This is a genomic window from Agromyces sp. GXQ0307, assembly GCF_044769845.1.
Taxonomy (GTDB): domain Bacteria; phylum Actinomycetota; class Actinomycetes; order Actinomycetales; family Microbacteriaceae; genus Agromyces.
In genome coordinates this window covers 381,450-395,737 of record NZ_JBIZVY010000002.1, presented here as the reverse complement: position 1 = coordinate 395,737, position 14,288 = coordinate 381,450, and the positions used below count along the sequence as shown (strand labels likewise).

The following is a 14,288-nucleotide window of genomic DNA, read 5'->3' as shown; positions in this document are numbered from 1 at the left end:
AGGTCGACGATGATCACGCACGAGGTCCTGAACCAGCCGCCGCCCCGCGAGGGCATCGACGAGTTCGCCGCGAACGTCCCGCTCGTCGAGGCGGTCGCGCGATGGGGGACGCCGGCGTTCGCCGGGGGCGTGAGCACCGAAGCGGATGCCGCGCCGCCGGCGCTGCACGACCTCGGCCGACTGGTCGGCGGTGCCGACTTCCAGCGCGACGCCGAGCTCGCGAACACGAACCCGCCGCGGCTCGTCACGCACGACCGCTGGGGCGTGCGCATCGACGAGGTCGAGTACGACGAGTCGTACCATCGCATCATGGCCGCCGCGATCGGCGCCGGCGCGCACACCGCGGCCTGGGCCGACCCGCGGCCGGGCGCGAACGCCGACCGCGCCGCGGCCTTCCACCTGCTCGCCCAGGTCGAGCCCGGCCACGCGTGCCCCGTGTCCATGACGCACGCCGCGGTCGCGACGCTCGAGCACGCCGCCCCCGGATTGCAGGCCGAGTGGGTGCCCCGGCTGCTGAGCCGTACGTACGAGCCCGGGCTCGGCGGTGACCCCACCGCGCCGAAGCCCTCCGCGCTCGTCGGCATGGCGATGACCGAGAAGCAGGGCGGGTCCGACGTGCGCGCGAACACGACCCTCGCCGTGCGGCGCCCGGCCGGCGGGATCCGACCGGACTGGGGCGACGAGTACGGCCTCACCGGGCACAAGTGGTTCTGCAGCGCGCCCATGAGCGACGCGTTCCTCGTGCTCGCGCAGGCGCCGGGAGGGCTGTCGTGCTTCTTCGTGCCGCGCATGCTGCCCGACGGCACGCGCAACGTGTTCCGCATCCAGCGACTGAAGGACAAGCTCGGCAACCGGTCAAACGCCTCGAGCGAGATCGAACTCGACGACACGACGGCCTGGCTCGTGGGCGAGGAGGGCCGGGGCGTCGCGACCATCGTGCAGATGGTCACCCGGACCCGCCTCGACTGCGTGATCGGCACCGCGGCGGGCATGCGTCAGGCCGTCGCCGAGGCCGCGTGGCACGTGCGCCACCGTCGCGCGTTCGGCTCGCTCCTCGTCGACCAGCCCGCGATGGCGGCGGTCGTCGCCGACCTCGCCCTCGAGTCGGAGGCGGCCACGCTCACGTCGATGCGTCTCGCCCGCGCGTACGACGTCGACGCGGACGAGTCCGAGCTGGCGTTCCGGCGCCTCGCGACCGCGGTGGCCAAGTTCCAGGTCTGCAAGCGCGGGCCCGAGCACGCCGCGGAGGCGCTCGAGTGCCTCGGCGGCAACGGCTACACCGAGGCCTTCCCACTCGCGCGCCGATACCGCGAACAGCCCCTCCTCGCGATCTGGGAGGGCTCGGGCAACGTCATCGCGCTCGACGTGCTGCGCGTGCTCGCACGCGAGCCCGAGTCGTTCATGGCCTTCTTCGACATCGTCGGCGAAGCCGCGGGCGAGCACCCGGCGTTCGACCTCGCGCTCGCCGAGGCACGAGCCGTGGTCGGCGAGGTGAGCGGGGCGGATGCCGCGACCGCCGCGTTCCGCGCCCGGGAGCTCACCGAACGGCTCGCGCTCGTGCTCCAGGCGTCGTTGCTCGTGCAGCACTCGCCGGGCGCCGTCTCCGACGCCTTCGTCCGGTCCCGGCTCGAAGGCGACGGCGGGTCGATGTACGGCGCGCTGCCGCCGGGCGTCGATGTCGCGGCGATCCTCGAACGCGCCTGATCCGCGAGGCGACGCCCGGTGAGACGGCACCGTGGCAGCCGCCCGCCCGACGCGAGAGGATGACGGGGTGAGGGACCGTGCGAACTGGCTCGTCGTCGCGCAGTTCGTGCTGCTCGCGCTCCTGCTGCTGCCGGGCGACCCGCTCTGGGCCGGGCAGCAGACGACCGTGCTCGCCGTGCTGCTCGTGATCACGGGGCTCGTGCTCTCGGGCGCGGGCGTGGTCGCGCTCGGCCGCGACCTCGTGCCCTGGGTGGCGCCGCGCGAGGGCGCGACGCTTCGGACCGCCGGCGTCTTCCGGCTCACCCGCAACCCGATCTACGTCGGGCTCCTCGTCGCGACGGCCGGCTGGGTCATCTGGCGGGCTCGCATCGAGCTCGTCGTCGTGTGGGTCCTCCTCACCGTCGTGCTCGTCGTGAAGGCGCACCTCGAGCAGCATCGACTGCTCGACCGGTTCGGCGAGGAGTACCGGGACTACGCCGACCGCACGCCACTGCTGCTCTGGGCGCGCGGCATCCGCTGAGCCCGCGGCGGCCGGGCGGCGCCGCGCCGGCTACGCGCCCGCATCGCCGGCGGGGGCGGACGCGACATCCGTCGCCTCGGGCGACGCCTCCAGCGGGCCGGTCTCCAGCAGGTGCCGGATCGCGCGCAGCGGGATCGGCGCCCAGTCGGGCCGATTGCGCGTCTCGTAGATCGCCTCGTAGACGGCCTTGTCGAGTTCGAAGGCGGCGAGCAGGTCGCGGTAGACGGTGAGGTCCATGCCGGAGGCCGCCACGTACCCGTCGATGAAGGCCTGCCGGGCGGATGCCGCCCACGCACGCGCCTCGGCGGCCCGCTCCGGGTGCCCGAGTTCCGTCGCTCCGGCGACGTAGTCGAACGATCGGAGCATGCCGGCCACGTCGCGCACGGGCAGGTCGGGCCGCCGCCGTTCGGCCATGGGGCGCATCGGCTCGCCCTCGAAGTCGAGCAGGAACCAGCCGCGGTCGGGCGCGAGGATCACCTGGCCGAGGTGCAGGTCGCCGTGCACGCGCTGGAGGTCGGGCCATGCGCCGGTCTCGGCGCGCGCGTAGGACGACGCGATCGCGCCGCGGAGCGGCTCGATCGCCGGCACCTCGGCCACCGCGATCGCGAGCCGCCGGCGCCACGCCGCCGCGACCGCGGCGATCAGGTCGGGCGAAGCGGGTTCGCGTCCGAAGCTCGCACCGAGCGACGCGTGCACCTCCGAGACGGCGACCCCGAGCGCGCGCGCCTCGGCGGTGAAATCCCGCGCCGATGCCGCGGCCAGCAGCGCGACGCGCCACGCGTCCTCGACCCCGGGGAGGAACTCCTGCGCGAACGCCAGGTGGCCGTAGGCGCGGCCGTCGGGGCGACCCACGTCGTCCCATTCGCCGAGCACGTCGCCGACGACGGGCGGGACGTGCGGCGACCCGGCGGCCCCGAGCGCGGTCTGCAGGGTGACATCGGGGTTGTCGCCGTGGTGGAGCTGCCGGAACACCTTGCAGATCACCGGCGGCGCATCGTCGGGTGAGAACACGATCGACGTGTTGGACTGCTCACCGCCGAGCACGCTCGCGGCGATGCGACCGGCGGGCGACGCGGCATCCGCCTCGCCGCTCGGATCGGCGGCCGTGCGAATCGCGGGATGCCCGATCGCCGCGGCGCCGTGGCCGACGGCACGACCGCCACGGCGGATCAGCGCGAGCAGGCCGTCCGTGAACGCCGGGTCGTGCGGCCCGTCGTACAGGCGGGTCCCGTCGTCGAGCACGCCGATGAGGTGGGCCTCACCGTCGGCCGCGGCCGACGCGCGTTCGACCACGGGAACCTGGTACAGCACGGGCGGGTCGGCCGCGTCGTCCATCACGAGCAGCGAGATCGCGCGGACGCCGGGCTCGGCGACGGGCAGCTCCCAGGCGCCGATCCGTCGTAGCGCCGGGGTCCGGCCCTTGCCGCCGTACCAGCGCTGCTCGGGCATCCATGCGGCGATCGCGGCCAGCGCGCTGTCCATGCCTGAACGATATTGCCGCGGGCGCGCACCGTCGAGGCGCCACGCGTCCGCCGCCCCCGGACGGGGGCACCAGGCATCCGGTGTCGGCGCCGCCGAGCATCCCGTCCGCGCGTCGATCGGACGCGATTCGGCGCCCGCCGGCGCCTCCAGCCGACCGTCTCCGTCCGAACGCCGGGTCAGCGCCCGCGATCGCGGCGTCGGCTCCGCGGCTCGTCGAGGCCGACGTGGATGCGCGTGCGACGTCGCTCGATGACGATGAACAGCGTTCCGAGCGCCCACAGCGGCACCTGCGTCAGGAAGGCGATGCGGAACGCGTCCAGCGTGTACGTCTCGGGCGTGCCGGCGCCCTGCGCGTCCATCGCGATGCCGATGAGGAGGATCGCGAGGAGCGCCGCGAGGAAGCCTCCCACGTTCGTGATGCCGGTCGCGGTGCTCAGCCGGTGGCTCGGGTTGAAGGTGCGCGCGTGGTCGAACCCGATCATCGACCCGGGGCCGCCGGTGCTCATCGCGAACGCGAGGGCGAAGAGCAGCCAGAGCGGCGCCGGCCCCGGCCAGAGGATCACGGCGAGCCACGCCACGACCTGGATGCCGATGACGGGGAGCACGAGCAGGCGCGAGCGGTTCGTGGGATGCCGGATCGAGAGCGCCCCGATCACGGGTCCGACGAGGATGCCGAAGACGACGTAGACCGTGAAGAGGAGGGACGCCATGGCCGGCGTGAGGCCCTCGCCGACGGTGAGGAACGGAAATCCCCACAGCAGCACGAACGCCGTGCCCGAGAACGGGGTCGTGAAGTGCGACCAGAACGCCAGCCGTGTGCCCGGGTGCGCCCACGACTCGCGGAACCCCTGCCGGAGATCGGCCGACGAGCGGACGACGTGGATGGCTCCAGTGACCGTGTCGACCGAGACATCCTCGACCCGCCCCGGCGGGCGGTTCCGGATCACCGCGAACGTGAGCACCGTGAACAGCGCGCCGAGGCCCGCGAGCGAACCGAACGCGATGCTCCAGCTCGTCGCGTGCAGCAGCGCCGCGAGCGGCAGCACAGCGAGGATCTGCCCGGACTGCCCGACGAGACCCGTCACCTGCACCATGAGCGGGGCCTGCCGCTCGGGGAACCAGACCGCGATCACGCGCAGCACGCTCGGGAAGACCGCTGCGTCGCCCGCACCGAGCAGCATGCGGGCGAAGATCGCCCAGCCCACGTCCGGTGCGAAGGCGAGCAGGAGCTGACCGACCGCCATGAGGGCCATGCCGGCGGTGATGATCGGCCTCGCACCGAACCGGTCGAGCAGCAGGCCGACCGGGATCTGCATGCCGCCGTACACCGCGAGCTGGATCACCGCGAACATCGAGAGGGTCGACGCATCCGCATCGAACCGCACCGCAGCGTCGACGCCGACCGCCGACAGCGACGAGCGGTTCGTGACCGAGACGATGTAGGCCGCGACCCCGACTCCCCACACCAGCCACAGGCGCCACGTCGGGGCGATCGGGAGCGGGGTGGGGGTCGTCACAGCCCTTCGAGGCTACCCCGCCGTCGGCATGCGGAAGACGACGGGGCCCGGGTCGGATCGACTCCGGCCCGGGCTCCCGCCGAGTCGATCAGCTGAGTGGGGCGTCGGCGGCCGCGTCCGCGGCGCCGTCGAAGCCGAGCACGGCCTCGCCCGGCGTGCCGACCGCGGCTTCGGCCTCCATCGTCAGTTCGGCGTCGACATCGTAGGCCGCCTGCTCGAACTGCGAGTTGTACAGACGGTAGTACGCGCCCTGCGCCGCGATGAGCTCGTCGTGGGTGCCCTGCTCGACGATGTCGCCGTGCTCCATCACGAGGATGAGGTCGGCGTCGCGGATGGTCGACAGGCGGTGCGCGATGACGAACGACGTGCGGCCTTCGCGGAGCGCGGCCATCGCGTGCTGCAGGAGCAGCTCGGTGCGCGTGTCGACCGAGCTCGTGGCCTCGTCGAGGATCAGCACGCTCGGATGTGCGACGAATGCGCGCGCGATCGTGATGAGCTGCTTCTCACCGGCCGAGACGTTCGAGGCGTCTTCGTCGAGGACCGTGTCGTACCCCTCGGGCAGCGAGTGCACGAACCGGTCGACGTAGGTCGCGCGCGCTGCGGCGACGATCTCGTCGTCGGTGGCGTCCTGGCGACCGTAGCGGATGTTCTCGCGGATCGTGCCGCCGAACAGCCACGGGTCCTGGAGCACCATGCCGGTGCGCGCGCGCACGTCGTGCCGCGCGAGCTCCGCGATGTCCTGGCCGTCGATGAGGATACGGCCGCCGTCGAGTTCGTAGAACCGCATGACGAGGTTCACGAGCGTCGTCTTGCCCGCGCCGGTCGGCCCCACGATCGCGACGGTCTGGCCCGGCTCGACACGGAACGACAGGTCGCGGATCAGCGGGCGGTCGGGCGTGTACGAGAACGAAACGTGGTCGAACTCGATGACGCCCCGGCCGTCGACCGGTGCGGGCGAGTCGGCGGCGTCGGCCTCCTCCTCGTCGGCGTCGAGCAGTTCGAACACCCGCTCGGCCGAGGCCGTGCCGGACTGCACGACGGCGGCCATGCCGCCGAGCTGCGAGAGCGGCTGCGTGAACTGCTGCGAGTACTGGATGAAGGCCTGCACGTCGCCGAGCCGGAGCTGGCCGCCGGCGACCATGAGCCCGCCGAGCACGGCGATGCCGACGTACGTGAGGTTCCCGATGAACATCATGCCCGGCATGATGATGCCCGCCAGGAACTGCGCCTTGAACGCGGCCTCGTAGAGCTCCTCGTTCTCGGCGCGGAACTTCTCGCTCGCGTCGCGCTCGCGCCCGAAGACCTTCACGAGCGCGTGACCTGAGAAGGACTCCTCGACGCGGGCGTTCAGGCGCCCGACCTTCTTCCACTGGATGCCGAACGCGGCCTGCGACTTCGGCCCTATGATGCCGAAGATCACCGCCATGAGCGGCAGGGCGACGAGGGCGACGAGCGAGAGCTGCCACGAGATCGAGAACATCATGACGAGCACGCCGATGACGGTGAGGACGCTCGTCAGAGCGCTCGAGAGCGACTGCTGCATCGTCTGGGTGATGTTGTCGATGTCGTTGGTGACGCGCGAGATGAGCTCACCGCGCTGGGTGCGGTCGAAGTAGCTGAGCGGCAGGCGGTGGATCTTCGCCTCGACCTGCTCGCGCAGCCCGTACATCGCCCGGACCATGATCACGTTGATCACGTAGCCCTGGATCCACGACAGGACCGACGCCACCACGTACAGCAGCAGCACGATGATCACGAGCTGGCTGAGCCGCACGAAGTCGATGCCCTCGCCCGGCGTCAGCGTCGCGGCGGAGACGATGTTCGCCAGGTCGTCCTGGCCGGTCGCGCGCAGCTGCTCGACGACCTGTTCCTGCGTGACCCCCGCGGGGAGCTGGAGCGAGATCCATCCCTCGAAGATGACGTTCGTCGCCTCGCCGAGCACCTTCGGGGCGATCACCGTGAGCACGACGCCGATCGCGCCGAGCAGCGAGACGAACGCGAACGACCACTTCCAGGGGGCGAGGAGGCCGATCATCCGGCGGAAGCTGCGGCCGAAGTCCTGCGCCTTGCCCGGGGCGACCGAGTCCCACGAGCCCGAGTTGATGCGCGCCTCCTCGGCGAGCTGCTGCTCCTCGAGCTGTTCGAGGGTCGGCTGCTCGGCCTCGGCGAGCGCGGCCTCGGCGCGTCCGCGGCCGCCGCGGCGCTTCGGGGTGCTGTTGTCGCGGCTCATGCCTGGGTCTCCACTCCGAGCTGGGATTCGACGATCTCGCGGTACGTCTGGCAGGTCTCGACGAGCTCGTCGTGCCGGCCGAGACCGACGACGCGGCCGTCTTCGAGGACGACGATCCGGTCGGCGTCGGTAATGGTCGAGACGCGCTGGGCGACGACGACCTTGGTCACCTCGGGCAACTCTCGCCAGAGCGCCTGCCTGAGTCTCGCGTCGGTCGTCAGGTCGAGCGCCGAGAACGAGTCGTCGAACACGAGGATCTCGGGTCGGTGCACGATCGCGCGCGCGATCGCGAGGCGCTGGCGCTGCCCGCCCGAGACGTTGGTACCGCCCTGCGAGATGCGGGCGTCGAGCCCGCCCTCCATCGCGGCGACGAAGTCACGGCCCTGGGCGATCTCGAGCGCGTGCCAGAGTTCCTCGTCGGTGGCCTCCTCGCGCCCGAACCGCAGGTTGGATGCCACGGTGCCGGCGAACAGGAACGGCCGCTGCGGCACGAGCCCGATCGTCTTCCAGAGCTCGTCGAGGTCGGCCTCGCGCACGTCGGTGCCGTTCACGAGCACGGCGCCGCCGGTCACGTCGAACAGGCGCGGGAGCAGGGACACGAGCGTGGTCTTGCCCGCGCCGGTCGAGCCGACGATCGCCACGGTCTCGCCGCGGTCGGCGCGGAACGACACGCCCTCGACGACCGCGTGCTCGGCGCCGGGGTACGCGAAGGCGACGTCGCGGAACTCGACGGTGCCCGGCTCGGGGAACTCCGCGACCGGGTGCTCGGGGCGCGGCAGCGTGGTCTCGGTCGCGAGCACCTCGCCGATGCGCTCGGCCGAGACGGCCGCGCGCGGGATCATGATCGTCGTGAAGGCGGCCATCAGCACGCCGCCGAGGATCACGCCGACGTACTGCATGAAGGCGAACAGCGTGCCGACCTGCACGCTGCCGGCGTCGACCTCGGTCGCGCCGAACCAGATCACGCCGATGACGGTGAGGTTCAGCACGAGCATGAAGAGCGGGAACAGCGTGATGAACAGGGTGCCGACGCGGCGGCCGACGTCCATGATGTCGTGGTTCGCGCCCTCGAACCGCTCCTGCTCGATCGGCTCGCGGACGAACGCGCGGACGACCCGGATGCCGGTCAGCTGCTCGCGGAGGATCCGGTTCACGGCGTCGAGACGCTTCTGGTAGCTGCGGAACAGGGGCACCATGCGGCTGATGACGAGCCCGGCGACCACGAGGATCGTCAGCACGGAGACCCAGATGAGCCAGCTCAGCCCGACATCCTGCTGCAGTGCCATGATGATGCCGCCGACGGCCATGAGCGGCGCGCTGACGAGCATGGTCGCACCCGTCATGGCGAGCATCTGCACCTGCTGCACGTCGTTGGTGTTGCGGGTGATGAGCGAGCCCGGTCCGTAGTGTGAGACCTCGCGCTCGCTGAACGCGCTCACCTTGTCGAAGACGTCGTTGCGGATGTCGCGGCCGACGCGCATCGCCGCCTTGGCCGCGAAGTACGTGGCGATGATCGCCGCGACGATCTGCCCGAGCGAGATCGCGAGCATGAACGTTCCGGTCGACCAGATGTAGCCCGTGTCGCCCTTCGAGACGCCCTCGTCGATGATGTCGGCGTTGAGGCTCGGCAGGTAGAGCGTCGCGAGCACCGACAGGAACTGGAACAGGAGCACGCCGGCGATGAGCCACCGGTAGGGCTTCAGGTAGCGGATGAGGAGTCGTCCGAGCATGATTCTCCGCGAGTGCAAACGGGGTGTGCGAACGCGGGATGCCGCGTCGTCCGGGCTCGGGTCGCTGCCCGAGTCGCATCGTCAAGTCTGCATCCAAGCGGATGCCACCGACATCCGTCGGGCGGCCGATATCGCTCAGGGCGGAATCGAATCGGAGGATATGGTCCGGCGTCATGGCCGAGGGCCGCGACATCCGGGACCGGACATGATGATGGGACGCGCACCCCCGCGATGCACGCCCCATCAGTCCTGAGCCGTTACGAGTTGAAGGCGTCCTTCACGTTCTCGCCGGCCTGCTTGAGGTTGGCCTTGGCCTGGTCGGCCCGACCCTCGGCTTCGAGCCGCTCGTCGTCGGTCGCCTTGCCGGTCGCTTCCTTGGCCTTGCCCTTCAGCTCTTCGGCCTTGTTGCCGATCTTGTCGGACTCGCCCATTCGGGGCCCCCTTCCGATCGTGCGTCGCGTTCGGGTGCGACGTCGAGGGCCACGTTACGAGCGTCGCGGAACCGAACCCAGCCCTTGTCAGCGATGGATGCCTCTGCTAACGCATGTCGAGGATGCGAGCCCGGCCTCGACATGCTGATGGGAGCGATCGTCGCCCCCGCACACCAGGCAAGGAGCGAACCGTGAAGTACCTCATCCTCATCCAGTCCAACCCGCAGTGGGGCGCCGCGTGGGAGTCGTTCACGCCCGAGCAGCAGGTCGAGGCGATGGCGGTCTACGTCGACCTCGTGCAGGAGCTGCGGTCGTCCGGCGAGCTCGTCGACGCCGAGCAGCTCGCCGGACGCGAGACGGCGCGAGTCGTGCACTCGACCGACGGCGTCGCCACCGATGCGCCGCTCGCCGAGACGAAGGAGTTCCTCTCGGGCTACTACCTCGTCGACGTGGAGTCGCACGGGCGCGCGGTCGAGATCGCCGCGCGCCTGCCCGAGGCGTCGTGGGGCGGCGTGCACGTCCACCCGATCCTCGCCGAGGACGCGGAGCCCGACGTCTCGGTGGCGTGAGCACCGACCTGCGGGGGGAGCCCGGACGCGGCATCGAATCGATCCTGCGTTCGGCGGCTCCCTCCGCGCTCGCCGTCCTCGTCCGGCGCACGGGCGACTTCGACGCGAGCGAGGACGCCCTGCAGGAGGCGCTGATCGCCGCCGCGACGCAGTGGCCGCGCGACGGCGTGCCGGAGCACCCGCGCGCCTGGCTCGTCGCGGTCGCCCAGCGCCGGCACGTGGACGCCGTGCGCAGCGAGATCGCCCGGCGCACGCGGGAGGAGCGCGACGCGGTGCTCGCGCCGGTCGACGACGGGCGCGAGCCCGCGGCATCCGCTCGCGACGATTCGCTCGCCCTGTTCGTGCTCTGCTGCCACCCGGTGCTCTCCCGACCGTCCCAGCTCGCGTTGACGCTCCGCGCCGTCGGCGGGCTCACGACCGGTGAGATCGCGCGGGGGCTCCTCGTGCCCGAGGCCACCGTCGCACAGCGCATCTCCCGCGCGAAGCAGCGTATCCGTGCCGCGGGCGCCCGCTTCCGGCTGCCGGAGCCGGCCGAGCTCCCGGAACGCGCCGCCGCCGTCCGGCAGGTGCTCCATCTCATGTTCACCGAGGGCCACACCGCGAGTTCCGGCGACGCGCTCGCACGACCAGACCTCTCCGCCGAGGCGATCCGACTGACCCGGATGCTGCGGGGCGCGACGACCCCCGGGGCGTCGTGGGCGGCGGAGACCGACGGCCTCCTGGCGCTCATGCTCCTCACCGAGGCACGCCGTCCGGCACGGCTGCGCATCGCGGCCCCCGGCGGTCCGCCGGAGCTCGTCCCGCTCGACGAGCAGGATCGGACGCTGTGGCGGCGCGACCTCATCGACGAGGGCGTCGGCCTCGTCGAGCGGGCGCTCGCGACCGGCGAGCCCGGCCCGTTCCAGTTGCAGGCCGCCATCGCCGCGGTGCACGCGGAGGCGCCGTCCACCGACCGGACGGACTGGGTCCAGGTGCTCGGACTCTACGACCTGCTGCGTGTCGTCGGGCCCGGGCCGATGGTCGAACTGGGCCGGGTGGTCGCCGTCGCCATGGTCCACGGGTCGGAGCGCGCGCTGCGCGACCTCGAGTCGGTCGCCCTCGAGCCCGCACTCGCCGGACACTTCCGCGTGCACGCCGTGCGGGGCCACCTGCTCGCGCTCGCCGGACGCCCGGACGAGGCTCGCGCCGAGTTCGCCGTCGCGGCGAGCACCGCGCTGAACGCGACCGAGCGCCGGTACCTCCAGGCGAAGGCGCGCGGCGAGCCGGCGCCATGATCGCATCGGGCTCCGCTGCCGGCGACTACAGCGGCCGAGTGAAGCCGACCCGATGCTCGCCCGGGCCGTCGTAGTCGCGCCACGCGGGCACGCCGTCGATGACCGTGTCGCCCGTGAGCTCGAAGCCCATCGCGCGGTGGAAGTCCTGCGAGCGCACGTTCGGCGGTCCCGTGATCGCGTCGACCCTGCGGCACCCGCTCGCTCGCATCGCCTCGAAGAAGCGCTCGTAGAGGGTGCGCGCGAGTCCGGTGCGGCGCTGGTCGGGGCGGACCCCGACGAAGTGGATGTAGGCCACCTCGGGCTGCGACTGGGAACGGAAGCCGATCAGGAAGCCCGCGAGTCCGCCCCGCTCGTCCTCGACGATCGTCGACGTGTCGGCGAAGTGCTGGAAGAAGAGGCGCGGGAGCAGCGCGGCCAGCCGCTCCCAGCCCGGCCGCTCCCACCACGGGCCGATGACCGCGACGACGCGGGCGTGGTCGCGCACCTCCGCTCGGCGGAACGACAGGGACGGATGCCGCGGGTCCGCGTCGAGGCGAGGGGCGGGTGCGTCGCTCATCCCTCGATCATCCGGCACGCGCGACTCAGCCGGCGAGTGCGATGCCGAGCGCCGCGCACGCGACGAGCAGGGAGGCCGCCGCGGTCAGGGCACCGGCCAGCGCGAGGCGGCGTCCGGTGTCCGCACGCCCGGCGTGGACGGCGCCCGGTGCCAGGGGGAGCGTCGTGTGCTCGACGACCGCGTCGGGCAGCCGCGCCGTGAGGTGCAGCGCGGGCTCCGTCAGGGCGGTGCCCGGGGCGTCCGTGCCGGATGCCGTGTGCGGCGTCCACCCGGTGCCGTCCCAGTACCTGAGGATGTGCGGCTCGATCGGATCGGGATGCCACCCGGCCGACGCCGGGTCGGCGGCGGTCACGCTGCTCCGCGGCGGCGGGCCCGGACGGCTCGGACGGACAACTGGACGGCGGCGGCGACGAGCAGCGCGGCGAAGAGCCATCCGCCCAGCGCGGGTGGGATGAGGAATGCGAGCGCGACCCCCGGCAGCGCCGCGAGGGTGGCCGCGGCGCCGACGACGAGCGCGATGCGGAGGTCGACGAGACCACCGCGGACGTTCTTCACCGACCCGCTGACGGCCGTGGGGATCATCGCGACGAGCGAGGTGCCGCGCGCGATCAGGTCGCCGAGGCCGAAGACGGTGATGAATGCCGGCACCATGATGAGGCCGCCGCCGACGCCGAACAGACCGGAGGCGATGCCGACGACGAGGCCGAGCGCGACGAGTCCGAGCGCCGGACCGGGCTCCAGGGGGACCGGGTCGGCGGCGCGATCGGGCGACCCGAACGCGAGACGGATCGCGACCACGACGAGCATCGCGATGAACAGCCATCGCAACCACTCGAGCGGGAGCTTCGCGAGCAGGGTCGCGCCGATCCATCCGCCGGCGATGCCGCCGACCGCGACGAGCGCCGCGGCGACGAGGTCGACCTGGCCGTTCACGAGGTACGCGATCGATCCCACGAGCGCGGTCGGCACGATCGCGGCGAGCGAGGTCGCCGACGCCCGCCGCTGGTCCATGCCGGCGAGCAGGATGAGGAGGGGCACCATGACGATGCCCCCGCCCACGCCGAACATGCCCGAGAGCAGGCCGCCGACCACTCCGACGAGCGCGAGTCGCCACACCGCGGGGGCGGGTGCTGCGGGCTCGGGGGCGGGGGTCGGCACCCGGTCACTCTAGCGGCGGCGCCGATCCGAACCGACGGGGACCGGTCCCCATCGTGAGACGAACGTGTCTCGGCCTCCTGTGAACCGTCAGGTGAATGGGCTACGCTCGAAGTTCCTCCACATACGCGGGCGCCCGCCCGTATCACGATCGATTGCCCGGAGGCGGCACGTTCCGCAGGCATGACCCGAGACCGAGGGCAGCGCGTGCGACGCACGGCCGGCCCCTCGGACCACCGCCCGCCGGCATCCGCCGTCGGGCCTGCGGACGGCCGAACGGCCGAACGTGACGGGCCGAACCGTTCGGCCCGATCGAACGAAGGACACAGCAGCATGGCAACCGGAACCGTCAAGTGGTTCAACGCCGAAAAGGGCTTCGGCTTCATCGCTCCCGCCGATGGGAGCCCCGACGTCTTCGCGCACTTCAGCGCGATCACGGGCAGCGGCTACCGCTCGCTCGAGGAGGGCCAGAACGTCGAGTTCGACGTGGTCCAGGGCCAGAAGGGCCTCCAGGCCGAGAACATCCGCGCGATCTGATCGCGCCGCGGGCGAAGCCGCCCGTACCTCCCGGACGCCGGGTCGGAGCATGCTCCGACCCGGCGTCCGCCGTTTCCCCGTGTCTGCGGGCGGGCGGGGCCCGTCAGTCCTCGGGGGGCGTGGCCTGGCCGATGTTCACCATCCACTGCACGCCGAACCGGTCGTTCAGCATGCCGAACGCGTCGCCCCACGGCGACGCCTCGAGGGGCAGCACGACGTCGCCGGCCTCGGCGAGGCCATCCCAGTACCCGCGGAGCGTCTCCTCGTCCTCCGGGCCGCCGCTCAGCGAGACCGCGAAGTTCGTGCCCGCCTCGTAGGGCATCTCGTTCGGGGTGTCGGCGCCCATGAGCGTCAGGTGGCCGGCCGTGAGCCGGCCGTGCATGATCTTGTCGGCCTCCGCCGCCTCGTCGCCCTGGCCGAAGTCGGCGAAGGTGCTGAGGGTGAGCTCGCCGCCCAGCACGGACTGATAGAACTCCATCGCCTCGCGCGCCTGGTCGCGGAAGCTGAGATACGGGTTGAGCGTGACGGACATGGCGTCTCCTTGCGTCGTGGGCGGGCCGGTGCCGTCCCGCAGGCCGATCAT

The 14,288-nt window shown here is 72.2% G+C and carries 14 protein-coding genes; 5 read left to right on the top strand and 9 right to left on the bottom strand.

Going from position 1 to position 14,288, the window contains the following annotated elements; all coding sequences use genetic code 11:
- The first annotated feature begins 9 nt into the window (after window positions 1-9).
- Together ACIQH8_RS07235 and ACIQH8_RS07230 are read left to right on the top strand one after the other, a co-directional pair.
- Window positions 10-1,704, top strand: coding sequence for an acyl-CoA dehydrogenase family protein (locus tag ACIQH8_RS07235; protein WP_400996528.1), 1,695 nt, complete (start codon window positions 10-12; stop codon window positions 1,702-1,704).
- Between the two features lie 67 nt (window positions 1,705-1,771).
- A complete protein-coding gene (locus tag ACIQH8_RS07230; RefSeq protein WP_400996526.1) occupies window positions 1,772-2,224 on the top strand; it encodes a methyltransferase family protein in 453 nt (150 codons plus the stop codon).
- Between the two features lie 30 nt (window positions 2,225-2,254).
- Here ACIQH8_RS07230 and ACIQH8_RS07225 read toward each other — a convergent pair whose 3' ends face one another.
- The 5 genes from ACIQH8_RS07225 to ACIQH8_RS07205 form a co-directional block, all read right to left on the bottom strand.
- On the bottom strand, window positions 2,255-3,706 hold the full coding sequence (locus ACIQH8_RS07225; RefSeq protein WP_400996524.1) for a phosphotransferase: 1,452 nt from the start codon (window positions 3,704-3,706) through the stop codon (window positions 2,255-2,257).
- Window positions 3,707-3,882: 176 nt separating this feature from the next.
- Window positions 3,883-5,223, bottom strand: coding sequence for a nitrate/nitrite transporter (locus ACIQH8_RS07220; protein WP_400996521.1), 1,341 nt, complete (start codon window positions 5,221-5,223; stop codon window positions 3,883-3,885).
- Window positions 5,224-5,311: 88 nt separating this feature from the next.
- Window positions 5,312-7,453, bottom strand: coding sequence for an ABC transporter ATP-binding protein (locus tag ACIQH8_RS07215; RefSeq protein WP_400996519.1), 2,142 nt, complete (start codon window positions 7,451-7,453; stop codon window positions 5,312-5,314).
- Window positions 7,450-9,183 carry an ABC transporter ATP-binding protein gene (locus ACIQH8_RS07210; protein ID WP_400996516.1) on the bottom strand — a complete coding sequence of 578 codons (1,734 nt, stop codon included), beginning with the start codon at window positions 9,181-9,183 and terminating at the stop codon, window positions 7,450-7,452. The genes ACIQH8_RS07215 and ACIQH8_RS07210 overlap by 4 nt, the downstream gene beginning before the upstream one ends.
- Before the next feature lie 257 nt (window positions 9,184-9,440).
- Window positions 9,441-9,614 (bottom strand): CsbD family protein, encoded by a 174-nt coding sequence (locus ACIQH8_RS07205; protein WP_400996514.1) that lies wholly within the window; start codon window positions 9,612-9,614, stop codon window positions 9,441-9,443.
- 191 nt (window positions 9,615-9,805) lie between these two features.
- On the opposite strand from ACIQH8_RS07205, the gene ACIQH8_RS07200 reads away from it, so the two are divergent.
- Both ACIQH8_RS07200 and ACIQH8_RS07195 read left to right on the top strand, forming a co-directional pair.
- Complete coding sequence (locus ACIQH8_RS07200; protein WP_400996512.1) at window positions 9,806-10,183, top strand: YciI family protein; 378 nt, start codon at window positions 9,806-9,808, stop codon at window positions 10,181-10,183.
- Window positions 10,180-11,457, top strand: coding sequence for an RNA polymerase sigma factor (locus tag ACIQH8_RS07195; RefSeq protein WP_400996509.1), 1,278 nt, complete (start codon window positions 10,180-10,182; stop codon window positions 11,455-11,457). Before ACIQH8_RS07200 ends, ACIQH8_RS07195 begins: the two co-directional genes overlap by 4 nt.
- 25 nt (window positions 11,458-11,482) lie before the next feature.
- Here ACIQH8_RS07195 and ACIQH8_RS07190 read toward each other — a convergent pair whose 3' ends face one another.
- From ACIQH8_RS07190 to ACIQH8_RS07180, 3 genes are read right to left on the bottom strand one after another with little or no spacing between them, the layout of a single operon-like run.
- Window positions 11,483-12,013, bottom strand: coding sequence for a GNAT family N-acetyltransferase (locus ACIQH8_RS07190; RefSeq protein ID WP_400996506.1), 531 nt, complete (start codon window positions 12,011-12,013; stop codon window positions 11,483-11,485).
- Window positions 12,014-12,038: 25 nt separating this feature from the next.
- Window positions 12,039-12,365: a DUF2510 domain-containing protein gene (locus ACIQH8_RS07185; protein WP_400996504.1), complete on the bottom strand. Its 327-nt coding sequence runs from the start codon at window positions 12,363-12,365 to the stop codon at window positions 12,039-12,041.
- Complete coding sequence (locus ACIQH8_RS07180) at window positions 12,362-13,171, bottom strand: sulfite exporter TauE/SafE family protein (protein WP_400996502.1); 810 nt, start codon at window positions 13,169-13,171, stop codon at window positions 12,362-12,364. Before ACIQH8_RS07180 ends, ACIQH8_RS07185 begins: the two co-directional genes overlap by 4 nt.
- Window positions 13,172-13,501: 330 nt before the next feature.
- Here ACIQH8_RS07180 and ACIQH8_RS07175 point away from each other — a divergent pair, with 330 nt between their 5' ends.
- Window positions 13,502-13,705: a cold-shock protein gene (locus ACIQH8_RS07175; RefSeq protein ID WP_400996499.1), complete on the top strand. Its 204-nt coding sequence runs from the start codon at window positions 13,502-13,504 to the stop codon at window positions 13,703-13,705.
- A gap of 103 nt (window positions 13,706-13,808) precedes the next feature.
- Here the strand turns inward: ACIQH8_RS07175 and ACIQH8_RS07170 are convergent, their stop codons facing one another.
- Window positions 13,809-14,237, bottom strand: coding sequence for a VOC family protein (locus ACIQH8_RS07170; RefSeq protein ID WP_400996496.1), 429 nt, complete (start codon window positions 14,235-14,237; stop codon window positions 13,809-13,811).
- Window positions 14,238-14,288 lie beyond the last annotated feature (51 nt).